The sequence below is a fragment of the Streptomyces yangpuensis genome (genome assembly GCF_001005295.1).
Lineage (GTDB): Bacteria > Actinomycetota > Actinomycetes > Streptomycetales > Streptomycetaceae > Streptomyces > Streptomyces yangpuensis.
Window position 1 is genome coordinate 414,413 of the sequence record NZ_LBMK01000003.1, and the last position, 24,221, is coordinate 438,633.

A 24,221-nucleotide genomic window follows, 5' to 3' on the forward strand; every position below is an offset into this window, starting at 1 on the left:
GGCTCAGCGCCGCCGCCCGGCGGGCGGGGACGACCGCCGCGGCCGCGCCGGTCACCAGCGACAGCAGGCACACCAGCAGCAGGGTCCCCCACGGGAGCACGAGCGCGTACTGCGCCATCGCGCCGTTCGCCAGCGAGCCGACCGCCCAGGCGCTGAACACCCCGCCCGCCAGCCCCAGCAGGGTGCCGAAGGCGGCGACGATCACCGCCTCCAGCCGGATCATCCGCCGGACTCCGGCCCGGTCCATCCCGATGGCGCGCAGCACGCCGATCTCCCGGGTCCGTTCCGAGACCGACATGGCCAGGGTGTTCACGATGCCGAGCGCGCTGATCACCACGCCGGTCGCGAGCAGTCCGTACATCAGGGTCAGCAACTCGCCGACGCTGCCCGCGGCCTCGTGGACGAGGGCCGCCCGGTCCTGGACCTTCAGCAGCGGGTTGTCGCCCACGGCGGCGCGCAGCCGCTTGCGCATGGCGTCGGAGGCACCGCCGTCCTCGGTGCGTACGAGGATCCGCTGGGCGGAGCCGGGCAGGAAGCCGGCGCTGCGCACCTCGCCGAGGTCGCCGAGCGCGTCGCCGGCGACGGGGTTGTCGCGGTACACGCCGACGACCGTGTACGGGCGCGGGTCCCGGCCGCGTCCGATGTGCGCGTCGAGGCGGTCACCGGCGCCGACGCCCTGCTCGCGGGCGAGGGCCGAGGAGACGGCGATCCGGCCCGGCCCCAGCTCCTTCGCGGAACCGTCGGTGAAGTCGAGCCTCATGACCGCGTCCACGGCGGCCGGGTCCACGCCGGCGATCTGCCGGACCCCGCCGCCGGTGAACAGCGACACGTCCGCGATGGCCGCCGCGGTCCGCACCCCGGTGGTGGCGGCGACCCGCTCGACGGCGGCCGGGTCGATGCCCGTGGTGGGGGTGCGGGTGCCGATCACGTAGTCGGCGCCGAGTCCCGCGGCGGCCTGGCGGTCCAGGGCCTGCGCGGTGGAGTTCCCGACGACGGCGAGCCCGGCGACCAGCGCCGTACTGATCATCAGGGCGGAGGCGGTGGCCGCGGTGCGCCGCGGGTCGCGCAGCGCGTTCTCCCGGGCGAGGTGGCCGACGGCCCCGAAGCGGCCGGTCAGCCGTCCCGCCAGCCGGATCACCGGTGCGGCCAGCAGCGGCGCGAGCACGATCAGGGCGACGACGAGGACGCCGCAGGCGAGCATCGCGTCCTGGAGGTTCTGCGCCGAGGCGTCCTTCGCCCCGCTCAGCGACACCAGCAGCCCCGCGCCGAGGAGGAGCAGGCTCAGCCCCGCGGCGGCACGGATCCGCGAGCGCGCGGCGGAGGGCGGCTGCTGGACCGAGCGCATCGCCTCGACCGGCGCGACCTTCGCCGCCCTGCGGGACGGCAGCCACGCGGCGAGCACCGTGACGCCCACGCCGACGCCGAGCGCCGCCACGACGGGCCGCGGGCCGATCACCAACGGCCCCTCGGGCAGGGCGTCCTGCGCGGTGCCGAGCAGCCCGGGCAGCACGGCGGCGACGCCGAGCCCGAGCAGGAAGCCGGCGGCGGAGGCGACGAGACCGAGGAGCGCCGCCTCGGCGAGCACGGAGCCGGCCACCTGGCGGCGGGAGGCGCCGATCGCCCGTAGCAGGGCGATCTCGCGGGTGCGCCGGGTCACGAGCATCGTGAAGGTGTTGACGATGAGGAAGGAGCCGATGAACAGCGAGACCCCGGCGAAGACCAGCGGCAGTTTGGTGTGGCCCCGCGTCACGGTGTCGACGTACAGGGCCTGTTGTGCGGCCTGGGCGGCGCCGGTGGTGGCCTCGGCCCGGCCGGCGGGGAGCACGGCGGCGACCCGGGCGGAGAGTTCCGCCTGGCCGGTGCCGGGCGCGGCGGTCAGGTCGATCCCGGTGTACCGGCCCGGGGCGGCGAACAGCTGCTGGGCGGTGGCCCGGTCGAACAGGGCCAGGGTGCCGCCCGCGGTCACCCGGGTGTCCTCGGTGGCGACGATGCCCACGAGCCGCTTGGTCATGACCGGCCCGTCGGTGGCCAGCCTGACCGGGTCGCCGAGGCGGAGGCGGCCGGCGGCGGCGGTGCCGCTGTCGACGGCGATCTCCTCGCCGCTGCGCGGAGCGCGGCCCTCGGCCAGCGGATACCGCCCGTCCTCGCCGTTCCCGTCCGGTACGTGGGCGGCGCCGAGGTTCGCCCGGGCCCGGCCCGCCCGCAGCGGGGTGCCGTCCGCGGCGGACAGCGTGGCCGAGCCGTCGGCGGCGGGCCGTACGGAGGCGACACCCGGTACGGCGGCCAGCTTGCGTACGAGCGCGTCGTCCAGGACGCCCGCGGGGTCCTCGCCGGGTGGCGCGTCCGGGGAGTGCCTCGGGGTCACGGAGACCGCGATGCCGGCGAAGCTCTTCGACGCGGCGGCGCGGTGGGCGGCGGCGGAGGAGTCGGCGAAGACGAGGGTGCCGGAGACGAACGCGACACCGAGACAGACCGCCAGGACGGTCATGGCCAGACGGGCCTTGTGCGCGAGGACGTTGCGCAGGGCTGTTCGCAGCATGGGGAGCTTTCGGGGTGCGGGGTGCAGGGGTGCAGGGGTGCGGGATGCGCGGTGTGCGGTGTGCGGTGGGTGAGTACGGGCGGGTACGGAGGGGTCAGCGGGTGTGGCGGCCCGCGCCGCGGCTCCCGCTCTCGAACGCGGGCATCCGGTCGAGCACGGCCGCGGAGGACGGCTCGTGCAGTTCGTCGACGACATGGCCGTCGGCGAGGAACAGGACCCGGTCCGCGTACGAGGCGGCCGCCGGGTCATGGGTGACCATCACCACCGACTGCCCCAACTCCCGTACGCAGTCGCTCAGGAAGCCGAGGATCTCGGCGCCGGAGCGGGAGTCGAGGTTCCCGGTCGGCTCGTCGGCGAAGACGATCTCGGGCCGGGAGATCAGCGCCCGCGCCACGGCGACCCGCTGCTGCTGTCCGCCGGAGAGCTCGGCCGGGCGGTGGCCCAGCCGGCCGGCCAGCCCGACGGTGGCGACGACGGCGTCCAGCCAGGCGGCGTCGGGCCGGCGTCCGGCGAGCCGCAGCGGAAGCGTGATGTTCTCCAGCGCGGTCAGGGTGGGCATCAGGTTGAAGGCCTGGAACACGAAACCCACCTTGTTCCGGCGCAGGGCGGTCAGCTGCCTCTCGGTCAGCGACGACAGCTCGGTGCCGCCGATGCGGGCGGAGCCGGAACTGACCGTGTCCAGCCCGGCCAGGCAGTGCATCAGCGTGGATTTGCCGGAGCCGGAAGGGCCCATGACGGCCGTGAACCTGCCGCGGGCGAAGTCGACCGTCACCGCGTCGAGGGCGGTCACCCGGGTCTCCCCCTTTCCGTACACCTTGGTCAGGGCGGTGGCGCGGGCGGCCGGTTCGGGGCAGGGAGAGGGCTGCGACATAGGGGACTCCGCCTCGGGTGCGAGCTGCTTCGGTCCGCGCCCCAAAGGGCGGGCGGACCGGGGACGCATCCATGCTCACGGCCCTGACCTGCGTAAACATCCTGCTGGAGGCTGGAGTCGAGCTCTGTCGGAGGGAGGGGGCCGGGCCCGTCCCCTCTGTCTTCGGGCACAGCCGCGGAGGCGCCGCCTCCGTCTTCGGGCAGAGGGTGGAGGGTGGAGGGCCGAGGCGGAGGGCGGAGGCGGAGGCGGAGGTCCGGGGTCAGGCGGACGTCCTGGGCCGGGCGGCCGTCAGGAGGCCAGGCCCGTGCGGTGGGCGAGGAGGGCCGCCTGCACCCGGCCGGCCGAGCCGGTCTTCTCCAGGATCGCGCCCACGTGTGTCTTCACCGTGCCGATCCCGATGCCGAGCCGGTCGGCGATCTCCTGGTTCGCCAGCCCCTCCCCGAGCATCGCGAGGACCTCCCGCTCCCGTACGGTGAGCCGCGCGATCCGCTCGTCCCCGGGCCCCGGTCCGGAGCCGTCCCGGTCGCCGCGCAGCATCCGGGCGATCACCGAACCGGTCACGCCCGGGGAGAGGACGGAGTCGCCGGCGGCCGCCGCCCGCACCGCGCCGATCAGCTCCTGCGGTCCCTCGTCCTTCAGGAGGAAGCCCGCGGCGCCCTCCCGCAGCGCCCTCAGGACGTTGTCCTCGTCGCCGAACGTCGTCAGCATCACCACACGCGGCGCCGGATCGAGGGCGAGCAGCGGTGCGATCGCGGCCAGGCCGTCGCACACCGGCATCCGGATGTCGACCAGTGCCACGTCGGGCCGGTGGGCGGCCGCGAGCTCGACGGCCTGCCGTCCGTCGGCGGCCTCGGCGACGACGTCGATGTCGCCCGCGTGCCGGAGGATCAGGCGGACACCGTGCCGGATCATCGTCTCGTCGTCGGCGAGCAGGACGCGGAGGGGACGGTCGGGCGCGGTCACGGGATCTCCCAGGGTGTGGCGTCGCGGACCGACGGGACGTCGAACCGGTCGATGGCGATCAGCCGCTGGGCGGCGTCGAAGCAGTAGCGGGCGATGAGCAGGCCGCCGGGGCGCCGCTCGGTGGCGCCGTTGAACGGGTAGACGCAGCCGGCCGTACCGGCCGGGCGCGGCGGTTCGTGGCCGGTGGCCGCGGCCCGCACCGCGCCGTTGTCCTGCACGCCGAGCCCCGCCACCTCCCCGTACGTCATGCCGACGCGCGGCAGCGGGGCCGGGCCGGAGCGGCCGGACGGCTGGGCGGCGTACACGAAGGCGGTCCCGACGACCATGAGCGCGGACAGTGCCGCCAGCCCGAAGCCGAGCGTCAGCACCTCGGCGGTCCGCCGCCCGTCGGGGCCCACGCCGCCGGGGGCCGTTCCGTACGGGTCGGGGCCGGCCGGGGCCGTTTCGTAGGGGTCGGGGCCGGCCGGGCCGCCGCCGCGGGGGGAGCGGCCGGGGGTGAGGTCGCCGGCCGGCTCGGCCGACTCGGCCGGCTCGGCCCGCTCGGTGGGCTCGGTCGGCACGGCAGCGTCCACCCGGAACCCGCCGGACGCCGGCGCGGCCGCCGCCTCGAACGTCCCGCCGAGCAGTTCCACCCGCTCGCGCAGTCCGGTCAGGCCGCGTCCGGTGCCCAGCTCCTCCACCGGCGTCGGCGGCCCGGGCCGCGCCCCGTTGCGCACGGTGACCCGTACCTGTGCGCCGGCGTGCACGACCGTCACGGTGACGTGCGCGTCCGCCGCGTACCGGTGCACATTGGTCAGGGCCTCCCGTACGACGCGGTGCACCGCCCGGCGGACCGGCGCGGGGCGGGCGTCGAGGTCCGGGCCCGTCCAGTCGAGGCGTACCGCGATGCCCCCGTCGCGGGACTGCGCGACCAGGGCCTCGATGTCGGCCCGGGTGCCGGTCGCGTCGGTCAGCGCGTCGGGCCCGGTGTCGCGGGCGAGCGGCCCGAGCACACCGAGCGCCTGGCGCAGCTCGCGCATGGCGTCGCGGGTGGTGCGCCGCACCAGGACGGCTTCCTCGCGCAGTTCCGGGGCAGCCCGTTCCAGGGCCAGTTCCAGCCCGCCGGCGTGCAGCGACACCAGGCTGAGCCGGTGGCCCACCAGATCGTGCATCTCGGCGGCGATGCGGGACCGCTCGTGGGTGCGGGCCTCGCTGTCGGCCAGCCGGCGGGCCCGCTCCGCCGCGTCACCGCGCTCGCGCAGCGCCCGCAGCAGCCGGCCCTGCTGCCCCTGCGCCGTGCCGACCAGACCGGGGACGATCACGGCGGCCGGCGCGAGCACGAGGCCGAGGGCCAGCCCGTACGCCGCCGACCCGGGGCCCAGCCGCGGGCCGGCCACCGTCGCGCAGACCACGAGGAGGCCCCCGGCGGCGGCGAGCAGCCGGGCCCGCCGGCGCGGCTCGGCCGTCCGGCGGGCCACGGAGTAGGCGGCGGCCGCCGTGACGGGACCGACGGCCGGTACGAGTCCGGTCAGCGCGGCGAGCGTCAGGAGCACGGCCCGCGGCCACCGGCGGCGCAGCGCGAACAGCCCGGTGCCCGCGGTGAGGACGACGAGCTGCGGGAGCGGGTACGGCAGGAACCCGAGGTGGCCGACGGCCCCGTACACGCCCAGGCCGACGAGGCCGACGAGGCCGATGACGGCCGGCTCCGCGACCGGGCGGACGCGGGCGGGGCGGGGAGAAGGGCTGGTGGGGACCACGCCGACCAGTATCGATGCCGGATTCCGCGTCGGCATGGACCCTGCGGCTGATCCGTGTCTCTGCTGAAAGACAGAGGGCGGGGACGGGGGACGGCCGCACCCACGTGGAGGGGACGCGGATCAGTAGGGCACGGAGTCGTCCGGCCCGACGATGCCGAAGAGCGCGCCTTCGGGGTCCCGCAGGGTGATTTCGTGGGGGCCGGGCCCGGAGTCCGCCACGGACACGGTGCTGCCGCCCAGCCCGGTCGCGGCCTTCACCGCGGTCTCCAGGTCGGGCACCCGGAAGTGGACCTGCCAGCGCGGCCGCAGTCCCGGGTCGGGGGCCTGCGCGAGCGTACCGCCGTGCAGGCGGGCCACCGTACGGCCCCCATGACGGAGCAGGATGCGGTTGTCCTCTTCCACATAGGCGACCTCGCAGCACCCGGCCTGGGCACAGGCCCATTCCAGGACCTCGCCGTAGAAGATGGCGGCGTCGAAGGCGTTCCTGGTACGCAGTTCGAGCCAGGCCGGCGCGGCCTCGCCGCCCATACCCCAGTCGGGGATGGCGTCGCCCTGCCAGATCCCGAAGACCGCGCCGTCGAGGTCGGAGGCGAGCGCCGCCCGTCCGGTACCGAAGGCGAGGGGGCCGACGGCGACGGTCCCGCTGCGCTCCAGGATGCGTGAGGCGGTGGCGTCGGCGTCGTCGACGGCGAAGTACGGGGTCCAGGCGACGGGGACGGTGACACCGTCGGGCACGGCACCGAGGCCCGCCACCGGGATCCCGTCGCTGAAGCCCACGGCGAAGCCCCCGCCGAGCCGGTCGCCGCCGAAGCGCCAGCCGAGGACCGCGCTGTAGAAGGCCTGGGCGGCACCGACGTCGCGGGCCATGAGACTCACCCAGCAGGGTGCGCCGAATGTTTCGTGACTCGATGTCGACACGCCTGTCATCCCCATCCGCCGGTGCGGCCCGGATGCCCCTCCCACGGTACTCGCGGCAGCTCCCGGGCAACGTCCGCCACATCCTCGTGGCGCCACAGCCCACCCCCACGCCGACACGCTGACGCGGCCGCGCGCCGGCGGAACGCGCCGGACCCGGCAGGCCACGCCGGACCATGCCGGAGACTGTCGGCGAGCCGGTGGCAGCGCACCAGCACGGGTTTTCCGCCGAGCCGGGCCGAGGTTCTCGGCGCGCGAATTCCCCGTCGGTGTGCTGCCGCTCCCCTGACGACAACCGGACCCGCGGGCCCGCCGGTCACGCTCCGTATGTTCGGCGGGGCGATCGGATACCAAGCCCCTGTGCGCCGCGCTCGTCGTCCTGGCCCGTCCCCTCGCCGTCAGCAGTCTGCGGGGCAGGGCGGCGGCACACACAGGGTGGCATCGACGTGGAGAGCAGCATGTTCAGCTCCTCCCATGGCTGCCGCTGCTTCATCCGCTGTGCCGGAAGCCCTTGCCGGTGCGGTCGAGGGGGTCGGGTGAGAGGCCCAGGAAGCGGTCGCGGAGGGCGTCCCAGGCGGCGAGGCGGGTGAAGTCGGGGGTGTCGAGGATGTCCTGGCGGTCGGTGAGGAACGGATTGGGCAGCAGGACGGTCATCATCTGCTCGTCGCGGCCGTTGAACAGGCGGGCTCCCCAGCTGACGGGGGCGCCGTCGGAGCCGACGCTGCGGTAGAGCTCGGCGCGGGAGCAGCGGCGGATGCGGCCGAGTTCGGGGCCGGAGGCGGTGTGCTCGCCGATGCACAGGTGGAAGTGCCAGGCGCCGAAGTCGATGGTGGCGTAGCCGTCGTTCATGGTGATGGCTGTGGGGGCGCAGGGGGCGCCGACCTCCCAGGCGGCGCCTTCGATGAGGGGCCCGAAGTGGATGTGCTGCCAGTGGTCGGTGAAGACGGTGGTGACGAGGTCGAGGAGGGTGGCCTCGTCGACCGGCAGGGGCCAGACGTGCTGGGTGCCGCCGCCGGGGGTCTCGATGACGGTCGGCTCGGTGGTGGTCATGGGGTCTTCTCCTTGGGGTTGAGGACGCAGTCGCCGCAGGTGCCCGCGCCCGGTACGCGGTAGTACAGGCAGCAGCTGCGGCGCCGGAAGGCGAGCGGCCCGTCGGGGGTGGTGGTGCGGCAGGTGCCGGCGCCCGCCAGCGGCGGGCGGTCCAGCAGCCCCCGGACGAGGGGCACTACGGGGTACGGGGCGTGCGGCTCCCTGGAGAGCAGGGCGCGGTGGGCTCCGATCAGCGCGGATGCGGCGTTGCCGCGCAGGGTGTGCGGGGAGACGCCGGACACTCGCCGTACGGCCTCGGCCCAGGGGGCCAGGTTCTGGACGGCGACGGTGTGGTGCAGGGCCGGGAGCGGCTCCTGGTCCACCTCCCGCGGGTCGGGCAGCCACAGGTCGAGGGGGCCGGAGGCGGGCAGGCGCCACCACAGCCGGTCGGGACCCAGGTCGGGTACGCGGCCGGTGAGTGCGGCGCAGGCCAGGGCGATCGACCAGAGCCGGGAGGCGGTGCCCAGGTGCAGGGTGGACGCGGCCACCCGCGGCTGGTCGGTGCCCAGCCGCTCGGCGACGACCCGTAGGCACGCAGCCAGCGCGTCCGAGTCGCCGTACAGCTCCGCCAGCCGCCGGAAACCGCCGCCCACAGGGCGGGCCCCGGTGGCCACCGCGAAGTACGGTCCGATGCCGGAGACCCGCGCCAGGGCGGCGGGGGCGATGACGGCGCTCACCATGTCCGTACCGTTCGTGTCAGCTCGTGGAAGCTGCGGGTGTGGACGACCTGCCCGTCCGGTCCGGTGAGGGTGAGGCAGTCGTTTTCGTCGCAGGTCACCCGTGTGGGCACGTCTTGGGCGCCCGGGTCCGTGACGGCCAGTCCTTCCCGGGCCAGGGCCCGTTCGAGGAGCGGCAGCACATCGGGTGCCGCGTCCACCGCTACGGAAGCCCGCGCGGTGCGGCGCAGTCCGAAGCTCCCGGAGACCGGGTCGAAGGCGAGGTGGTCGGCGTCGAAGGCGGCAGCGACGGCACCGCTGCGGATCAGGTCCTCGGGCGCTCCCGCGTGGACGCGGGAGCCGCGGTCGACGAGCCAGACGGCGTCGGCCACGCGCAGGGCCAGCTCCAGGTCGTGGGTGCTGACCACGACGGTGAGGCCCTTGTCCCGGGCGAGGTCGCGCAGCAGCACGGTGAGGGCCACGCGCGAAGGCACGTCGAGGAAGGCGGTCGGCTCGTCGAGGAGCACCACCTCGGGCTCCTGGGCGAGGGCGCGTGCGGTCAGGACGCGTTGGCGTTCGCCGTCGGAGAGTTCGGCGGCCGGCCGGTCCGCCAGATGTTCCGCGCCCACCGCCTTCAGCGACCACTCGACGGCCGCGTGGTCCGCGGCCGTGAGGCGGCCGGTGAACCCGGTGTGGGGGTGGCGGCCGAGCCCGGCCAGTTCCCGTACGGACAGCAGCCCGGGGTCGACGCGGTCGGTCAGTACGACGGCCAGCCGTCGGGCGAGAGCGGCCGGCGGCTGGTCTGCAAGGTCGGCCCCGCCGATGCGTATCCGGCCGTCGAGCGGCGGCAGGAGCCCGCACAGGGTCCGTAGCAGCGTGGACTTGCCCGCGCCGTTGGGCCCGAGCAGTACGGTCAGTTCACCGGCCCGTGCCTCCAGGCCGAGCCCGGACAGCACGGCCCGGCCGGCTCCCCGTCGGCGCGGTGACCGGGTGCGGTAGCCGACGGCGAGCCCCTGGGTGGCCAGGCCACCGGGGTGGTCCGGTCCGCCGGTCGTGTCCTTGACGGGTTCGGTCATGGTGTCGGTCACGAGGCCACTCCTTGTACGCCGCGACGGCTGCGGATCAGGAACGCGATGACGACGGGGGCGCCGAACAGTGAGGTGATGGCGTTGAGAGGCAGGACGGAGTCCGTGCCGGGCGGCTGGCTCAGCAGCGCGCATGCCAGCGCGAGAAACGCTCCCGCGAGCATCGACGCGGGGATGAGCGCCCGGTGGTCCGAGGTCCCCAGCGCCACCCGGGTCAGGTGCGGGACAGCCAGGCCCAGGAAGGCGACGGGTCCGCAGAACGCGGTCGCGGCGCCGGCGAGCAGCGAGGTGCCGAGCAGCGCCAGATCCCGGCTTCGGCGGACGTTCAGCCCCATGGTGCGGGCGTAGTCCTCGCCGAGCAGCAGGGCGTTGAGGCGTTTGGCCGACAGCAGCGCGGTCAGCAGGCCCGCGCCGATGACGGGCAGCATGACGTGGAGGTCGGGCCAGGTCGTGGCGCTGAAGCTGCCCAGGCCCCACATGACGAACTGCTGGGCGCGCTCGGGCCGGGCGTAGACGAGCATCACTCCGACCACCGCGGTGGCCGCCGAGCCGATCATGACGCCGATGACGAGGAGGGTGACGGCCGACTGCACCCACCGCGAGAGGAGCAGGACGAGGGCCAGTACGGCGGCGGCGCCGAGCGAGGCGGCGAGGACGACGCCCAGGCGCCCCAGGCCGGCCAGGTTTCCGGTGAAGCTTCCGGCGACTCCGCCCGTGCCGACGACCACGGCGGCGACGCCCATGCTGGCGCCCGAACTCACCCCGAGGGAGAACGGATCGGCCAGCGCGTTGCGGAACAGGGTCTGCATCTGCACGCCCGCCACTGCCAGGGCGGCGCCGACGGCGGTGGCGGTCAGCGCGCGGGGCAGCCGGACCTGCTCGACGATCACCGTCCACCGGGGGTCGTCGGCGGTGCCACCGAACAGGATCCGCACCACCTCCGCGACCGGCACCCGGTGGGAGCCGGTCGCGATGGTGAGGACGAACAGCGCCGCGGTGCCGGCCGCGAGGACGAGGACGACGGCCAGGCGCCGCCGTCCCGCCCGTCCCGCCCGTCCCGCCTGCGGGGCATCGGAGGCATCCGGGGCGGCGGCCGGCGCGGTTGTCATGTGCGTCGTCACGCCTTGGGTACCTGCTGGTAGAAGGTGAAGGTGTGGTCCTTCGCCTGGTCCGGGTGCATCAGCGCGAAGAGGTCGGCGAGGACCAGGTCCGGGCGCAGCACACCGCGCTCGAAGTAGTCGTTGCCGCCGCCGGGGCCGAGCGCCTTGGTGTTCGTCCAGACCGCACCGCCGGAGAGGGCCTTCAACTCCCCGTACCGGTTGTCGGCCTTCACCGCGTCGGCGGCGGACTTCCACTTCTGGTCGGCGATCCAGACCGGGGCCTGGCCGCCCTTGGCGTACACGGCCTCGAAGTTCAGCTGCACATTGCCGGTGCCCGCCTCCCCGGCCCAGGGGTACGTGCCGCCGGCGTCCTTGATCAGCTGGGCGGCGTAGCTGCCGCCCGCCGGCATGTACCAGGTGCCCTGGTACATGGTGCCGGGCAGCACCTCGACAGGCTTCCCCTCCTTCACCGCCTGCGCGCCCTTCTCGGCGACCTTCCGGTAGTCGCCCTCGACGGTGTCGAACACCTCGCCGGCGCGCTGTTCCGCACCGGTGAGCGCTGCCATCGCCTTGACCCATTCGGCGCGGCCGAGCGGACTGGCCTCCAGCCACTCGGCGTTGGCGATCACGGCGATGCCCGCCTGGCGCAGCTTCGGGTACTGCGGGTCGTCGGTGCCCTGGGTCATCAGCACGTCCGGCCTGGCACCGATCACCGTCTCGGCGTTGAGGGTCCGGTCCTTCGCGTACTCGGTGACCTTCCCTGCCTTCACCCGCTCGATCACCTGCGCGGAGGAGATGTTCGCGGTGCTCGCCACCCCCGTCAGGACGTCCAGCGTGCCGGTCTCGGTGAGCAGCGGGAGGTGGGTGGTGGAGGCGGAGTACAGGCTCTTCACGGGCACGGTGACGGTGTGCGCGGACGCCAGCTCCCCGTCCAGCTTCGGCTTCGGCGCACCGCACTTGACCAGCACGTACGACTCGGGCTTGCCCTTGGGGAAAGGCTCGTTGACGGTGAGGACCTGGTAGCTCTTCTCGTACCGGAGCGTGAAGTTCTTGGCGTGCCTCACCGTCGACTTGACCGGGAAATAGTCCTTGGCCGGGTCGAAGTCCTTGATGCAGTCCTCCCCGGCGGCCCGGTCCCTGGCGTCTGCGGGTGGGCCGGCGTCGCTGCCGCACGCGGTGAGGGTGAGAGCGACAGCGAGGAATGCCGCCGCGGCGGCCTGACGCCGCCCGGGCGTGACGGATCGTACGGACAAGGTGACTCCTGGTGGCATGCGTGGACAGCGCGCACCGGCACTCCGGGGCGCGTGATGCGGCGTACGGGAAGGGACCCGCTGAGGAAGGAGGTCGTCAGAACCCGAGGGAACGGGCCCGTGCGTCAAGCCGGGCAGGTCGGCCCCGACGGGCCACGGGCAGCGCAGAGCTGCCGCCATACGTACGCAGGCACACGAGTGCCACCGCCTCTCCTGGGGAAATCCGCCCCGTACATCGAGGTGCGACGGCGTGAGTCTCCTGACTCGGGATCAACGCTTCTCCGGCCTTCCCACCCCAGGATGGGGCGGTGGCCATGGCGGAGTTACTCCCCCTACACAGTGGCGGTACCGTGCCGGAATCTCACCGGCTTCCTCGTTCCGCCGTCGCTTGACGGACGGAAGCATCGCAGAACCGGCCACGGCCGCGCCAGACCCACAACTGTGCGACCAGCCACAGGAGGTGTCGCCCAGAGGTGCCCCGCGGCGACGGGATGCGGCGTCCATCCGCGTGCCGGCGTCACTCGTGTGCGGTAGCGGCTCGTGTACTGGTGGCCGGAAGGGCCCGGGGCTCTGAGAATGTTGGCGCGGGCGGGCGCAGGACCGCCACCGCGTACCGCCACCGCCTTCGTCGACCGGGAGAGACGGATGACCATCAAGGACATCGGGCCGGAACCTCAGAGCTTCGACCTGGAGAAGGCGACGCTCGAGAACACGAACTACCGCGCGGTCGCCTGGTCCGGGAAGTACCTTCAGCTGACCCTCATGTCGATCCCGGTGGGTGAGGACATCGGCTTGGAGGCGCACCCGGAGACCGACCAGTTCCTACGGCTCGACGCGGGCCGGGGCCGCGTCCAGATGGGCCGTACGAAGGATCGACTCGACTTCGACCGGGAGGTCGAGGACGGCTGGGCCGTCTTCGTACCGGCCGGCACGTGGCACAACGTCACCAACATCGGTGACGAGACCCTGCAGCTCTACGCCGTGTACGCGCCGGTCCACCACGCGGCGGGCAGGATTCATGCGACAGCCGCCGAAGCGGAGCACGACGAGGACTCGGGCGACGACGAGCCGGCAACCTGGTCGGTCCAGCCCGCCCAGCAGCCGCCGGACGAGCACGCCTGACCGGCGAACCTCCGGCTCATGGCATGCGAGCCCTGACAGGTCAGGACAACGCACCAGCCCCAGGTCGCTGACCTGGGGCTTTGCTCTGGAGCGGATGACGGGAACCGAACCCGCGCTACAAGCTTGGCAAGCACCCGGCACTTGATCTCATGCCTGGCCCCTGACCTGCGAAAACGTTCTCTGAGGCGAAGCTGGTCGCTGGCTCTGCGGCACCGTGCCGACCGCCGTTCACCTCTGGCAGTTCCCGGCCGACGAGGCCGAGCCCGGCGAAAGCCAGGAGGATGCAGCCGTGCGCGAGACCCAGGAAGAAACGGGCCTGAGCATCAAGTCGGTGCAGCTGCTGGGCGAGCGGATCCACCCAGATCCCGCAGTACGTCCCGTACGGTCTGTTCGAGCCGGTACAAGAGCACCTTGACGCGGCTCTGAACCGATGACGTCGGTCGTCGAGGCGAGCCGTGTTCTCTCCATCGCTGAACGGGGTGTACCCGGCTCAGCGACCAGCGCCAGGAGGCAGAGCGAAGTGATCGAACGAGTCCGCGCCGTCCTTGTCACCGCCGACGACACGATGCTGGTCATCCGGCGCACCAAGCCCGGCGTCCCCGAGTACTGGGTGCTCCCGGGCGGCGGCGTCGAGCCGAGCGACGCATCCCGCGAGGCCGCCCTCCACCGGGAGATCCACGAGGAGATCGCCGGGAAGGCCGACATCGTCCGCCTCCTCCACACCATGGAGTCCGACGACGAACGCCAGCTCTTCTACCTCGCCCGCATCGCGACCTGGTCCTTCGAGGACCGCACCGGCCCTGAGTTCAGCGCCCAAGGCCGAGGCGAGTACGCGCTGGAGGAGGTCCCGCTGACCGTCGAGGGCCTCGACGGCATCGACCTCAAGCTCAAGCCCGAGGAGATCGCCCACGTGCTGCGAGGGGCCTTGGAGGCCGGAGCTCTCGGAGACGGGGCCGCGGTGTAGTCGCCCCCTGCGCGAGCATGCCACCGGGGCCGGCCCGAAGAGTGCCGGCCCCGGGTGGTGTCGCCTGTCAGGGGTGCCGACCAGTGGGTGCGACGCTCACCAAGGTCTGGACAACCAACAAGCCCCAGGCCTGTGACCTGGGGCTTTGCTTGGAGCGGATGACGGGAATCGAACCCGCGCTCTAAGCTTGGGAATCTACGGCACGCAGGGCGCTCATATGGCTTCTGACCCGCTGTTTCCTGCCCCGGTGGCCTCCACCCGGACCGCCTCGGAGTACCGGTTCTGACCGCTGTTCCCCGTCCCGTAGGGCACGGCTGGGGCACGCCCTCACGAGGGGCCCGGATCGGCGGTCGACGCCCCGTGCAGCTCGGCACGCATGGGGCACGTGCTCGGCGTGGAACAAGGATGCGAAGGACAGGGGGACGCCTGAGCCGTGGCAGCGGGGTTGCGAGAGACGGCAACCGAGGCCATCCGCGCCGTCCTCGCCCAAGTCGCCCCGCAGCTGCTCGCCGACTTCGATCGCGATCGCGCGGCCAGCACCGGCCGCGCGCGCCGAGGTGTCCGCCGTTCCCCTCCGAACCTTCACGGAGGCATGGGCAGTCGAGGTGGCCGTTGCGCGGCACCTGGAGTCCGCCGCCCGGCTCCGCGCGCCTGAGGCCCGCGCCGGAGAGGTCACCGGCCTCGGCATCGACCCGGCCGAGCTCGGCGATCCCAGGACCTTGTGGCACGGCCTTCCGTCATCCGCGCCACTCGAGCAGGACGAGCGTCGCGTCGTCCGAGGTGGTTTCGCCGCGTGCCCTCTTGAGGGTGTGGGACAGGTCCCGGGCCACCGTGCGGATCCCGTGGTCGGCCTGTTCCAGCTGGTTCACCCAGTCGATCAGCCGCTCCTCGCCGAACTGTTCCTGCCCGCTTTTGTGTTCTTCGATCAGGCCGTCGGTGAAGCAGAGGACGCGGTCGCCCGGCTCCAGCGCCACCGTGCTGACCTGCGGCTGGTCCCCTCCGAAGCCGACGGGGAGGGTCGTGGGGCTGTCCAGACGGCGTACGACGCGGTGCGCGCGGATCAGCATCGGCGCGGGATGTCCCGCGTTGACCCACTGGAGGCGCCCCGTGTCCGTGTCCAGGCGCATCATCTGGGCGGTCACGAAGTGGTCCGGGTCGAACTGCTCGGCGACGGCCCGGTCCATGAAGAGGTAGATCTCGGACAGCTCGATGCTGATCCGGCGGGCGTGCCGGTATGCGCCGATGGCGACGGTGGCCATGGTGGCCGCGTCCAGGCCGTGCCCCATGGCGTCGATCATGGCGAGGTGGAGGGTGTCTCCGTTCAGGGCGTAGTCGAAGCTGTCGCCGGCCACGTCGTAGGCGGGTTCCAGGACTCCGGCGACCGCGACGTGCGGCATCACCATCGACAGCGGGGGCAGCAGGGACCACTGGATCTCCGCGGCGACGCTCATCGGTTCCGCGCGGCGGGTGCGGAAGAAGAGGTCGGTGTAGCCGTTCTTGGTCTGCAGCAGGTCGGCTGCCAGGCCCGCGATCCTGCGCAGGAGGCGGCGGGCGTCGTCGTCGATCGCGTCCAGGGTGACCGTGAGGACCCCCACCTGGTCGCCGCCGTCCAGCAGGGGCAGGTGGACCCGTACGCCGTCGGGTCTCGGGACTTCGACGGGGCGTGACTCCAGGAAGCACCGGCCGGCTTCGGACCGGTCGATGGGCTGCGCATCACCGGCGGCCACGCCGTCATCGTGCAGGGGGACCAGCTGTTGCTGTCCGTAGTCCTGGAGCAGGATCTGCGGTTCGCGGCCCCCCATCCGGGCCACCGTCTCGGCGACGAGCGGGCCGACCATGTGCGGGGGAAGCTCGTGCGCCCCGTCCAGGAGCAGCCCGAGCAGTTCCTCCCCGAAGCTCTCCGAGCGAGCCGGGTCCGCGCGGCCTCTGACGGTCATCCTGTTGCCTCCAACCGGGCGGCGGGCCGGCGTCCGGGCTGCACGGGCGGCGTGGCTTCCAGGATGCTCCCCGGCGACCGGGCACGCCACGCGGCCTCCGTGCGCGCCCCGGCTCGCATCGGCTGATGATGGGGGTACGGCCGAACACGCGGAGCTGAGCATGACGGGTTGGCGTGTCAGGGACTACACCCCGGACGATCTCGAAGCGGTGCTCCGGGTCGACGCGGAGAGCGGCACGACGGAAGAGCCGGCGCTCTTTCCGCTCTCGGACGCCGTGGCGGCCCTCCAGGCCCTCCACCCGGCGGTGGTGGCCACCGCGGACGACGTGGTGGTCGGCGCCGCAGTGAGCAGGGTGGACGGTGACCGGTCGTGGATCCTGCGCATCTGCATGGCGCCCGCCTGGCGGCACCAGGGGCTGGGCAGCGACCTGATCACGGCCCTGGAGCACCGGCTGTTCGCCGGTGGCGTCCGGACCGTGCACGCCGTCCTGCCCGACGGTGAGACCGGCGCCACCGCCCTGCACAACTGCGGCTTCGACGCCCGTCCGGGTCTGGTCTTCTTCGAGAAGCGCGGGCGGGTGACCCCGCAGGCGGTCAGCATGCTCGCGTCGCTGGGAGCGGAGCTGCCACCCGGGGGACTGTGGCAGAAGGTCGCGGGCATGCAGAGGGAGAAGGAGCTCATCGAGCGGCGCCTGGTCCTGCCACTGGCCCATCCCGAAATGGCCGCCCGGCACGGAGTGGAGCTGCCGCGGGCCGTGATGCTCTTCGGGCCGCCCGGGACGGGGAAGAGCACGTTCGCGCACGCCATCGCCAGCCGCCTGCAATGGCCTTTCCTCGAACTGTTCCCCGCCCGCCTGGCCGCCGAGTACGGACTGGCCAGCGGCCTGAACCGGCGCTTCGACGAGATCGCCGCGCTCGACCACGTCCTGGTCTTCATCGACGAGGTCGAGGAGATCGCGGGGACCCGGAGCGGCGCGGACGCGACCGCGGTCGGTGTTGTCAACGAACTGCTCAAGGCGATCGTCCGGTTCCGGGGCCAGGACGGACGGCTGCTCGTCTGCGCCACGAACGACGTGACCACCCTCGACTCCGCGTTCCTGCGGCACGGCCGGTTCGACTACGTCCTGCCGATCGGCCCGCCTGACGACCGCGCGAGGACCGCGCTGTGGGAGAGCTACCTGACCAGAGCGGGCGCGCAGGCCGACAGCACGGAGCTGGCGACCGCCAGCGAGGGGTTCACCCCCGCCGACATCGCCCATGTGGCGCGCACCGTCTCCCAGATCCAGTTCGAGCACACCTTCGACACCGGGACCCGGGCCCACCCCACCACCGAGGACTACCTGCGCACGATCGGCGAAACCAGGCCCACGGTCAGCGCCGCCATGGCCCAGGAGTTCGCCCACCAGACAGAGGAGTTCGCCCGCATCTAGGACGTCGCTTCCTCTTGGGCCTCCAGGTGCCGGATCCCTTCATGGGTGAGCGTGGCCATGACCGCGTCCTTTCGCGTGCGGGGCGGGGCGTGAGGTGGGTTCCGGGGGCGGTCGGGGCTTCTCAGATCTCGTCGGAGTGTGCTCCGGTGCCGGCGGGGTCCTCCTGGAGGCCGGCCAGGAGCGGGCGGGGGCGGTGGGGCTTGCCGTGTCCACGGTGAGGTGGAGGCGGGTGTCGCCGTCGAGGTGACGGTGTAGGAGATCAGGATCAGCTTGTCGGGGTCCTGTTCGGTGAACCAGCCCACGTGCAGCGTGAGACCACGCTCGCCGGCCAGCTGGACGGGGCCTGGTGGCCCCACTCCCGCGACCTCGAAGCCGAGCTCCCACCGCTCGCCGCCGCTCTGGAGGACCCCTGGGGGCGCGTCACCCACGTCACCGTGAACCCCACCCGCTGGTTCCTCGTACCGCACACGGTTGCCGTGAACGGGCGCCTGTGGCCGCCGTGACCAGGCATTTTCCGGCGGGCGGTGGAGCGGGCGGCGGAGTACCGTGAAAGTGCGGCCCGCGCACGCCGCCCGACCGGCACCGGCACGGTGCCGACCTGCGGTGCAGTACGGTCGCACCCCGTAGACGGGCGGACCCACATGGCTGACTCCGACACCCCCCACACGCCCCCACTGCTCCTGCCGAGTGCGATCCACCAGGCGATCCAGCCGGGAACCGCCCTGCTGCGGCTGGAGACCACGCAGTCGCGCGAGGGGCTCCTGGACGGCGCGTGGTGGCCGCGCACCCGTGACATCGAAACCGAGCTGCCTGCGCTGATCAGCGCGTTGGCCGGGCATCTCGGGCCGATCAGCCGCGTGGGCGTGGACGCCTCCGCCTGGAACGGAGTCCCCACCCGTCTGGTCATCGACGACCAGGTCGTTCACCTCGACTCCGACCCGGTCGGCGACGACACCGTCCTCGTCACGCGCGGCCACAACGACCACTTCGCCCTGTTGGTGGTTCCCCCGGACACCACCGCCGACGCCGCCCGCGAAGCGATGGCCCGTGCCGTCCGCGCCGACAACATCGCCCAGGCCTCTCAGATCCTCATCGCCACCACACCCGGACCGGCAGACGCTGCCGCCGCCGACCCGGATGCCTGACCCCTCAGCGGCCGAGGTACCGCTCGACGGCTGCGGCGACGGCTTCCGGGGACCCTCCGGTGCGTAGTGCCCCGTGTCCGGAAGCACCTCCAGCTGGGCGTTCGGGTACCACTGCATCCAGCTGGCCTGCATGGCCCCCGGCCCCAGCGCGGGGTCGTTCGCACCGGCGAGGACGAGGACCGGCGCCGGGCTGTCCTTCACCCGCTCGTGGAAGTCGACGCGCGCCCAGGAGTCCAGGCACGCGCGGAAGGCCGTTGCCGAGGAACGCCCCACCGAGCGGGTCACCATCATGTCCAGCCAGGCGTCGTCGCGCAGCCCGCCGGTGGTGTTGTCGATGATCGCCCTGCGGTTGCCGGGGTTCTTCGCGGCCCCGGCGAACAGCTCCCGCATTTCCCCTTCGTGACGCGTACGGCCGGCGGTCACCGGCGATCTGTCCCCGTGGGATCACGCTCACACGCACGGCGACGGTTCGCATCGGATGACGGGAATCGAACCCGCGCTACAAGCATGGGAATCACCCGGCACTTGGGCCGAAAGTGGCTTTCCTGCGGAAACGTTGGCCTGGCGCCGCTTCTTCGCCGCCTCCTCGGCTCCCTTGTTGTCCGCTGCTGACCGCCCCTACTGGCACGTTGTGGCACGGCGGCAGATCAGCCGCGCCACTCGACCAGGACGAGAGTGGCGTCGTCCGACGTGGCTTCGCCGCGTGCTCGCCTGAGCGTGTGGGCGAGGTCCCGTGCCACCGCGCGCACGCCTCGGTCCCTCTTCTCCAGCTGGTTCACCCAGTTGATGAGCTGGTCCTCGCCGAACTGCTCCTGCCCGCTCTCGTGCTCCTCGGGTCCCTTTCGAGCCCGCCGGATCCGGAGGCGAACCCGGTTCAGTCGCCCTCTTCCTCCTGCTCCTCCTCCGCTTCCATGAGGCGGATGCCCTGGTGGGTGAGCGAGACCATCCCAGGTGTGTTTCCCGGCTCCCAGTCGACGGTGACCAGTCCCTCGCCCGCGAGGTAGGAGCAGGCGGCGGCGAGGTCCTGTTCCGGGATGCGCAGGTCGTGGTTGAGCACGGCTCCGGTGACGCCGAGCAGGCGGTTGCCTTCGGCGGCCGTGTAGAGGGCATGGAGGATCTGTCGGCGGTACCGCTGCCGCTCGTGGAGTGTCGCCATGGCCGCGTGGTCCTGTCATCGTGCGGTGGTCGTTCGTGGCCGGTCAGGGTTCCTCGGTGTGGGTGCCGGTGCCGGTGGGCTGTCTGCTGGTGGCGAGCCAGGTGCGGGCGGGGCCGGCGGCGGTCTCGGTGTCGACGGTGAGGTGGAGCCGTGTGCCGCCGCCCGGCCCGGGGTAGCTGCGCTGCTCCGCGCCGCCGAAGCACCGGCGGATCACTTCGGCAACCGCGCGGGCGGCCTCGGGGGCGGCGGCGATGATACGGATCTCGGCGTGTCCCCCCTGCGGCAGGGGCTCGTTCTCGGTGGGGTGCAAGACGGCGTGCTCCGTTCGGGGCAAAGTCAAGAGGCCGGCGGGTGCGTCGTCCCTGAGGTCGGGTGCCCCGCCCACGGCCTCCGGACGGAGGAGTGGTCTGAGGTCAGGGCCAGGTGCCCGTAGGCCGGCGATCGGCGATTCGCTCGGGCGGCCCGGGGTGGCTGTGGCCGGGGGGACGGCTGACGGAGGGGTAGGGGTCGCCGAAGTGGTGGGCCACTATGCGTGCGTCGTGCTGGGCGTTGAGCCGGTGGATCAGGCCTGTGCCGAGCGCGATCAGGAGTGCGGCTGCCACGAGCGTGATCACGGTCTCCATGTCGTCACCCGCATGTACCCCGGCAGGGGGATCATCCGCGCGCCGACGACGGGGTGCGCCGCTGGGTGCGCCGTTGGGTACGGCTGGGGCGGCGGGCCGGCCCCACCCTCGCTTTCCCAGGTGTCTTCGCTGCTCCGTGCCTCCCGCATACGGCGGCTGGTCGCGGCCTCGCCGGACATCAGCGAGCCCGCCGTGAGGATGCTGCCGGGGAGTGCGGCGGCGGTCATCAACCGGGCCGCGGAGGCGGGTTCGGTCTCGGGCGGAATCACGAGCAGGTCACAGCGGCCGGTCGTGTAGGACAGCAGGATGACCTTGTCCGGGTCCTGCTCGGTGAACCAGCCCACGTGCAGGACATGGCCGGTGACGGCGACCTTGTGCGGGACGACGGGCCAGTGGCCGGGGTTCACCAGCACACGGGTAATGCGTCCCCAGCGTCCTTCGAGGGCGTCGGCCAGCGCCGGCAGCTCGGCTGCCAGGTCGCGTGATCGGGGCCACCAGGCGCCGTCGAGCCGACCGGCAAGGGTGGTCTTCGGAGTGAGCGACAAGCGGGCCCGAAGTCCTGGGGAGAGGGCGCGGTTCGCTGTCCTGTCGAGGGTGGTGGTCATGGCGAACCTGCCCCCGGGCTGCCCGTCGGCAGCCCGGATTTCGTGTTCCCCGGAAATGACACCTGCGTGGAAGCTGGTGCTCGAAGTACTTCCGGTACTTCCAGGGTACGTCTGATGAGTCCGTTCTCGGTCTGATGCGGGGAGGTGCTTCCGGTCCGTACGGACGAGTGTGCGGCGACGGGCGGACACGCGGGAGCCGGGGTTACGGTGAAATGACGGCACAGTCGCCCCGAGGGGCGACCTGTCGCCCCTCGGCCGCGGCCGTGACGGGCCGCGGCACCTCACTCGTAGACGAGGGGATCCACCATGGCCGACTCCGACATCCCGCCCCCGTTGCTCCTGCCGGACGAGATCCACCAGGCGGTACGGCCCGGTACGGCGCTGCTCCGGCTGGAGACGACGCACTCCCGGCAGGGCGTCCTCGACGGAGCATGGTGGCCGCGCACCCGCGACGTGGAGCAGGAGCTCCCCGCGCTGGTGTCCGTGCTCGCCGAACACCTCGGACCCATCACCCGGGTCGGCCTGGACGCCACCGCCTGGGACGAGATTCCGACCCGGCTGATCATCGACGACCGGGTCGTCCACCTCGACTCCTTCCCCGTCGGTGACGACACCGTCCTGATCACCCGCGGCGACAAGGACCACTTCGCACTGATGGTGGTTCCGCCGGACACGGAGCCCGATGCCGCCCGCACGGCCATGGCCCGCGCGGTCCACGCCGACAACATCACGCAGGCCACCGAGCTCCTCGTCGCCCCGCTTCCCCCACCGGCGACCGAACAGGGAGGAGAGACATGAGCCAGACGGCGGACATCCGCGAGTGGCGCAACCAGGTCGTGATGGACCCCGACGGCCACAAGATCGGCGAACTGGAATCCGTCTACGTCGACACCAGCACCGACGAACCGGCCATGGCGACGGTCCGCGTCGGCCTGCCCACCCGGCACCGCCTGGTGTTCGTCCCCCTGAAAGGGGCGATGGTGGGGCCGGGGTACGTGCGGGCCGCCCACGCAGGAAAATGGTGAAACAGAGCCCCTCCATCGGCACGGACGATGTCCTGCCCTTCGAGGACGAGGAAGCCGTCTTCCGCCACTACGGCCTCGCTTACGAACCCGGTGCGAACGGCGAACGGCAACTCGCCCGACGCTGAGCCCCCGACCGCCGGGGAGGCGGCCCCCATGACACTCATCCTCGCCTTGATCATCGTCGCGATCATCCGGGGCCTCATCGGCGGCGTCGCCGGCGGACTCCTCTTCCTGCTCTTCATCGGCATCGCGGTACTCGTGGCAGACCTCCTCTACACGGCCCTGCGCACCCACCGCTCCGCCCGCCACCGCCTGCTCCGGTGATGTGGGACCCTGCCGAGCCCGTATCGACCCTGCACCGGCTCCGCCACAGCGCCCCCGGCCCACGACGCCGAGGACGGGCCCCTCCACCGCCATGCTGCCGGCGCGCTCCCGGCACGCTTCCGTCCGTTCCGTGGAGCGGTACGCGCGTCCAGGCGCCGACGCGGTGGCCCGGCACATCGCCGAGCGCGACCCTGCCGCCCGCCGCCGAGGCTGAACAGCATCCCCGAGGGTGCTCGTCCCGCCCTGGCAGGTAGGGACCGATAGTGTGTAAAGAACACGTCAAGAGATGCGGGGTGTACCGGGAAGCCTGGTCAGCGAACAAGGGCGCGTGTGCCATTTACCGATGCCCCGGAGGACCCGTATGCCTGCTGCCCCGCGTGAGCGTTCCGTCTTCCTCGCTCTGCTGCCGTGGCCGGAGCGTGTACGGGTGGCGCGGGCCCTGCGCACCGAGACGGTCGGCGGGCTGGTGCTGCTGGCGGCGGCCGTGGTGGCGCTCGCGTGGGCGAACACCCCCATCAGCGGAACGTACGAGCAGATACGCGACGCCCACTTCGGCGTACCCGCGCTCGGCCTGGACCTCTCGGTGGAGCACTGGACCGCCGACGGTCTGCTGGCCATCTTCTTCCTCGTCGCCGGGATCGAGCTGAAACGCGAGCTGGTGGTGGGCGAGCTGCGCACCCCGGCCACCGCGGCCCTGCCGGTGGTCGCCGCACTGTGCGGCATGGCCGTCCCTGCCGCCATCTACCTGGCCACCACCGGGCTCGGCGGGGGAAGAGCGCAGGGCTGGGCGGTGCCGATGGCCACGGACATCGCCTTCGCGCTCGCAGTCCTCGCGGTGCTCTCCACCCACCTGCCCTCCGCCCTGAGGGCCTTCCTGCTGACCCTGGCCGTGGTCGACGACCTGGGCGCGATCCTGGTCATCGCCGTCTTCTTCACCGCCGACCTCAACCCGGCCGCGCTCGGCGGTGCGGTGGGCGGGCTGGTCCTCTTCTACCTGCTCCAGCGCTACCGGGTCCGCGGCTGGTGGTGGTACGTGCCCCTCGGACTGGCGATCTGGGCGCTGATGTACAACGGCGGGGTGCACGCCACCGTGGCCGGCGTGGCGATGGGCCTGATCCTGCGCACCACCCGCGACCAGGGCGAGAAGGCATCGCCCGGGGAGCGGACCGAGCACCTCACGCGGCCGGTCTCGGCCGGTGTGGCCGTGCCGCTGTTCGCCCTGTTCGCCGCCGGGGTGGCCATCTCGGCCGCTTCACTGGGCGAGGTGTTCACACGCCCGGAGCCGCTGGGCGTGGTCCTCGGCCTGGTCGTGGGCAAGACCGTGGGAATCTTCGCCGGCACCTACCTGGCGGCCCGGTTCACACGGGCCCGCCTCAACCCGGACCTGGCGTGGGCGGACGTGCTCGCCGTGGCGGTGCTGGCCGGGATCGGCTTCACCGTGGCCCTGCTGATCGGCGAGCTCGCCTTCCCCGACCCGGCCGATGCCGAGCACATCAAGGCCGCCGTCCTGATCGGCTCGCTGATCGCCGCAGCCGTGGCCGCGCTGCTGGTCAAGCGCCGCAACGGGATCTACCGCCGCCTGTGGGAGGCCGAGACTCTCGATGAAGACGCCGATGGCCTTCCGGACATCTACCAGCAGACCGACCGCCGAAACCGCGGCACCGCCGGCGACAGCTAGAGGAGGAAG

Annotated in this window: 23 protein-coding genes, 4 pseudogenes and 1 riboswitch; of the genes and pseudogenes, 11 read left to right on the forward strand and 16 right to left on the reverse strand. The window is 72.8% G+C overall.

All coding sequences use genetic code 11. The features are described 5' to 3' along the window. The 10 genes from AAT21_RS17190 to AAT21_RS17235 all read right to left on the reverse strand — a co-directional run. Nucleotides 1-2,539 (reverse strand): ABC transporter permease (locus tag AAT21_RS17190; protein ID WP_046778416.1); only part of this gene is annotated, 2,539 nt, incomplete at its 3' end. 94 nt (nucleotides 2,540-2,633) lie between these two features. After that, nucleotides 2,634-3,410 carry an ABC transporter ATP-binding protein gene (locus AAT21_RS17195; protein WP_046777748.1) on the reverse strand — a complete coding sequence of 259 codons (777 nt, stop codon included), beginning with the start codon at nucleotides 3,408-3,410 and terminating at the stop codon, nucleotides 2,634-2,636. Between the two features lie 288 nt (nucleotides 3,411-3,698). Then, nucleotides 3,699-4,373: a response regulator gene (locus AAT21_RS17200; protein WP_046777749.1), complete on the reverse strand. Its 675-nt coding sequence runs from the start codon at nucleotides 4,371-4,373 to the stop codon at nucleotides 3,699-3,701. Further along, nucleotides 4,370-6,109: a sensor histidine kinase gene (locus AAT21_RS17205; RefSeq protein ID WP_235438900.1), complete on the reverse strand. Its 1,740-nt coding sequence runs from the start codon at nucleotides 6,107-6,109 to the stop codon at nucleotides 4,370-4,372. Before AAT21_RS17205 ends, AAT21_RS17200 begins: the two co-directional genes overlap by 4 nt. A gap of 120 nt (nucleotides 6,110-6,229) precedes the next feature. After that, entirely contained in the window at nucleotides 6,230-6,976 is a 747-nt protein-coding gene (locus AAT21_RS17210) for a VOC family protein (RefSeq protein ID WP_046777750.1), read from the reverse strand. Nucleotides 6,977-7,513: 537 nt separating this feature from the next. After that, complete coding sequence (locus AAT21_RS17215; RefSeq protein ID WP_046777751.1) at nucleotides 7,514-8,074, reverse strand: DUF7676 family protein; 561 nt, start codon at nucleotides 8,072-8,074, stop codon at nucleotides 7,514-7,516. After that, on the reverse strand, nucleotides 8,071-8,793 hold the full coding sequence (locus AAT21_RS17220) for a (2Fe-2S)-binding protein (RefSeq protein ID WP_046777752.1): 723 nt from the start codon (nucleotides 8,791-8,793) through the stop codon (nucleotides 8,071-8,073). The genes AAT21_RS17215 and AAT21_RS17220 overlap by 4 nt, the downstream gene beginning before the upstream one ends. Beyond that, nucleotides 8,787-9,857, reverse strand: coding sequence for an ABC transporter ATP-binding protein (locus AAT21_RS17225; RefSeq protein ID WP_046777753.1), 1,071 nt, complete (start codon nucleotides 9,855-9,857; stop codon nucleotides 8,787-8,789). The genes AAT21_RS17220 and AAT21_RS17225 overlap by 7 nt, the downstream gene beginning before the upstream one ends. Next, on the reverse strand, nucleotides 9,854-10,963 hold the full coding sequence (locus AAT21_RS17230; protein WP_079025847.1) for a FecCD family ABC transporter permease: 1,110 nt from the start codon (nucleotides 10,961-10,963) through the stop codon (nucleotides 9,854-9,856). Before AAT21_RS17230 ends, AAT21_RS17225 begins: the two co-directional genes overlap by 4 nt. 8 nt (nucleotides 10,964-10,971) lie before the next feature. Beyond that, complete coding sequence (locus AAT21_RS17235) at nucleotides 10,972-12,207, reverse strand: ABC transporter substrate-binding protein (RefSeq protein ID WP_235438901.1); 1,236 nt, start codon at nucleotides 12,205-12,207, stop codon at nucleotides 10,972-10,974. Nucleotides 12,208-12,437: 230 nt separating this feature from the next. Beyond that, a riboswitch (cobalamin riboswitch) is annotated at nucleotides 12,438-12,625 on the reverse strand. Nucleotides 12,626-12,849: 224 nt separating this feature from the next. Between AAT21_RS17235 and AAT21_RS17240 the strand changes: the two genes are divergently transcribed. The 3 genes and pseudogenes from AAT21_RS17240 to AAT21_RS17245 all read left to right on the forward strand — a co-directional run bounded on the left by AAT21_RS17240 (nucleotide 12,850) and on the right by AAT21_RS17245 (nucleotide 14,290). Beyond that, a complete protein-coding gene (locus tag AAT21_RS17240; protein ID WP_046777755.1) occupies nucleotides 12,850-13,326 on the forward strand; it encodes a cupin domain-containing protein in 477 nt (158 codons plus the stop codon). Nucleotides 13,327-13,540: 214 nt separating this feature from the next. Further along, nucleotides 13,541-13,760: pseudogene (locus tag AAT21_RS35745) on the forward strand (NUDIX hydrolase). 86 nt (nucleotides 13,761-13,846) lie between these two features. Continuing rightward, entirely contained in the window at nucleotides 13,847-14,290 is a 444-nt protein-coding gene (locus AAT21_RS17245) for an NUDIX hydrolase (RefSeq protein WP_046777756.1), read from the forward strand. Between the two features lie 737 nt (nucleotides 14,291-15,027). On the opposite strand, the gene AAT21_RS17250 is transcribed toward AAT21_RS17245, so the two are convergent. Beyond that, nucleotides 15,028-16,227, reverse strand: coding sequence for a PP2C family protein-serine/threonine phosphatase (locus tag AAT21_RS17250; RefSeq protein ID WP_046777757.1), 1,200 nt, complete (start codon nucleotides 16,225-16,227; stop codon nucleotides 15,028-15,030). A gap of 160 nt (nucleotides 16,228-16,387) precedes the next feature. On the opposite strand from AAT21_RS17250, the gene AAT21_RS17255 reads away from it, so the two are divergent. The 4 genes and pseudogenes from AAT21_RS17255 (at nucleotide 16,388) to AAT21_RS37615 (ending at nucleotide 19,204) form a co-directional block, all read left to right on the forward strand. Then, the gene (locus tag AAT21_RS17255; RefSeq protein ID WP_046777758.1) at nucleotides 16,388-17,656 is read left to right on the forward strand and encodes an ATP-binding protein; all 1,269 of its coding nucleotides are present in this window, start codon (nucleotides 16,388-16,390) and stop codon (nucleotides 17,654-17,656) included. Nucleotides 17,657-17,937: 281 nt separating this feature from the next. Then, nucleotides 17,938-18,144: pseudogene (locus tag AAT21_RS17260) on the forward strand (DUF5994 family protein); the annotation flags it as partial. A 153-nt stretch (nucleotides 18,145-18,297) separates the two neighbouring features. Continuing rightward, nucleotides 18,298-18,801 carry a DUF5994 family protein gene (locus AAT21_RS17265; protein ID WP_046777759.1) on the forward strand — a complete coding sequence of 168 codons (504 nt, stop codon included), beginning with the start codon at nucleotides 18,298-18,300 and terminating at the stop codon, nucleotides 18,799-18,801. Nucleotides 18,802-18,874: 73 nt separating this feature from the next. Then, nucleotides 18,875-19,204 (forward strand): hypothetical protein, encoded by a 330-nt coding sequence (locus tag AAT21_RS37615; RefSeq protein ID WP_046777760.1) that lies wholly within the window; start codon nucleotides 18,875-18,877, stop codon nucleotides 19,202-19,204. A gap of 244 nt (nucleotides 19,205-19,448) precedes the next feature. On the opposite strand, the pseudogene AAT21_RS36850 reads toward AAT21_RS37615, so the two are convergent. From AAT21_RS36850 to AAT21_RS17290, 5 genes and pseudogenes are all read right to left on the reverse strand, one after another. After that, nucleotides 19,449-19,634: pseudogene (locus tag AAT21_RS36850) on the reverse strand (serine/threonine-protein phosphatase); the annotation flags it as partial. 41 nt (nucleotides 19,635-19,675) lie between these two features. Further along, complete coding sequence (locus AAT21_RS17275; RefSeq protein WP_046777761.1) at nucleotides 19,676-19,957, reverse strand: hypothetical protein; 282 nt, start codon at nucleotides 19,955-19,957, stop codon at nucleotides 19,676-19,678. 43 nt (nucleotides 19,958-20,000) lie between these two features. Then, nucleotides 20,001-20,267 carry a hypothetical protein gene (locus AAT21_RS17280; RefSeq protein ID WP_046777762.1) on the reverse strand — a complete coding sequence of 89 codons (267 nt, stop codon included), beginning with the start codon at nucleotides 20,265-20,267 and terminating at the stop codon, nucleotides 20,001-20,003. 103 nt (nucleotides 20,268-20,370) lie between these two features. Continuing rightward, nucleotides 20,371-20,580 carry a hypothetical protein gene (locus AAT21_RS17285; protein WP_046777763.1) on the reverse strand — a complete coding sequence of 70 codons (210 nt, stop codon included), beginning with the start codon at nucleotides 20,578-20,580 and terminating at the stop codon, nucleotides 20,371-20,373. Then, a complete protein-coding gene (locus tag AAT21_RS17290; protein WP_046777764.1) occupies nucleotides 20,568-21,185 on the reverse strand; it encodes a DUF5994 family protein in 618 nt (205 codons plus the stop codon). Before AAT21_RS17290 ends, AAT21_RS17285 begins: the two co-directional genes overlap by 13 nt. Nucleotides 21,186-21,491: 306 nt before the next feature. On the opposite strand from AAT21_RS17290, the gene AAT21_RS17295 reads away from it, so the two are divergent. The 4 genes and pseudogenes from AAT21_RS17295 to nhaA all read left to right on the forward strand — a co-directional run bounded on the left by AAT21_RS17295 (nucleotide 21,492) and on the right by nhaA (nucleotide 24,212). Further along, nucleotides 21,492-21,983, forward strand: coding sequence for a DUF5994 family protein (locus tag AAT21_RS17295; protein WP_046777765.1), 492 nt, complete (start codon nucleotides 21,492-21,494; stop codon nucleotides 21,981-21,983). Further along, a pseudogene (locus tag AAT21_RS17300) lies at nucleotides 21,980-22,335 on the forward strand (PRC-barrel domain-containing protein). The gene AAT21_RS17295 and the pseudogene AAT21_RS17300 overlap by 4 nt, the downstream one beginning before the upstream one ends. Nucleotides 22,336-22,363: 28 nt before the next feature. Next, nucleotides 22,364-22,534: a hypothetical protein gene (locus tag AAT21_RS38085; RefSeq protein WP_167350597.1), complete on the forward strand. Its 171-nt coding sequence runs from the start codon at nucleotides 22,364-22,366 to the stop codon at nucleotides 22,532-22,534. Between the two features lie 361 nt (nucleotides 22,535-22,895). Next, the gene (gene nhaA / locus AAT21_RS17305) at nucleotides 22,896-24,212 is read left to right on the forward strand and encodes a Na+/H+ antiporter NhaA (protein ID WP_046777766.1); all 1,317 of its coding nucleotides are present in this window, start codon (nucleotides 22,896-22,898) and stop codon (nucleotides 24,210-24,212) included. The last annotated feature ends 9 nt before the right edge of the window (nucleotides 24,213-24,221 follow it).

Bases quoted from the DNA above. Each gene is read 5' to 3' on its own strand.
- AAT21_RS17195 (WP_046777748.1), bottom strand. From the start codon at position 3,410: ATGTCGCAGCCCTCTCCCTGCCCCGAACCGGCCGCCCGCGCCACCGCC.
- AAT21_RS17210 (WP_046777750.1), bottom strand. From the start codon at position 6,976: ATGGCCCGCGACGTCGGTGCCGCCCAGGCCTTCTACAGCGCGGTCCTC.
- AAT21_RS17215 (WP_046777751.1), bottom strand. From the start codon at position 8,074: ATGACCACCACCGAGCCGACCGTCATCGAGACCCCCGGCGGCGGCACC.
- AAT21_RS17220 (WP_046777752.1), bottom strand. From the start codon at position 8,793: ATGGTGAGCGCCGTCATCGCCCCCGCCGCCCTGGCGCGGGTCTCCGGC.
- AAT21_RS17230 (WP_079025847.1), bottom strand. From the start codon at position 10,963: ATGACAACCGCGCCGGCCGCCGCCCCGGATGCCTCCGATGCCCCGCAG.
- AAT21_RS17240 (WP_046777755.1), top strand. From the start codon at position 12,850: ATGACCATCAAGGACATCGGGCCGGAACCTCAGAGCTTCGACCTGGAG.
- AAT21_RS17250 (WP_046777757.1), bottom strand. From the start codon at position 16,227: ATGACCGTCAGAGGCCGCGCGGACCCGGCTCGCTCGGAGAGCTTCGGG.
- AAT21_RS17255 (WP_046777758.1), top strand. From the start codon at position 16,388: ATGACGGGTTGGCGTGTCAGGGACTACACCCCGGACGATCTCGAAGCG.
- AAT21_RS17265 (WP_046777759.1), top strand. From the start codon at position 18,298: ATGGCTGACTCCGACACCCCCCACACGCCCCCACTGCTCCTGCCGAGT.
- AAT21_RS17275 (WP_046777761.1), bottom strand. From the start codon at position 19,957: ATGGCGACACTCCACGAGCGGCAGCGGTACCGCCGACAGATCCTCCAT.
- AAT21_RS17285 (WP_046777763.1), bottom strand. From the start codon at position 20,580: ATGGAGACCGTGATCACGCTCGTGGCAGCCGCACTCCTGATCGCGCTC.
- AAT21_RS17290 (WP_046777764.1), bottom strand. From the start codon at position 21,185: ATGACCACCACCCTCGACAGGACAGCGAACCGCGCCCTCTCCCCAGGA.
- AAT21_RS17295 (WP_046777765.1), top strand. From the start codon at position 21,492: ATGGCCGACTCCGACATCCCGCCCCCGTTGCTCCTGCCGGACGAGATC.
- AAT21_RS38085 (WP_167350597.1), top strand. From the start codon at position 22,364: ATGACACTCATCCTCGCCTTGATCATCGTCGCGATCATCCGGGGCCTC.
- nhaA (WP_046777766.1), top strand. From the start codon at position 22,896: ATGCCTGCTGCCCCGCGTGAGCGTTCCGTCTTCCTCGCTCTGCTGCCG.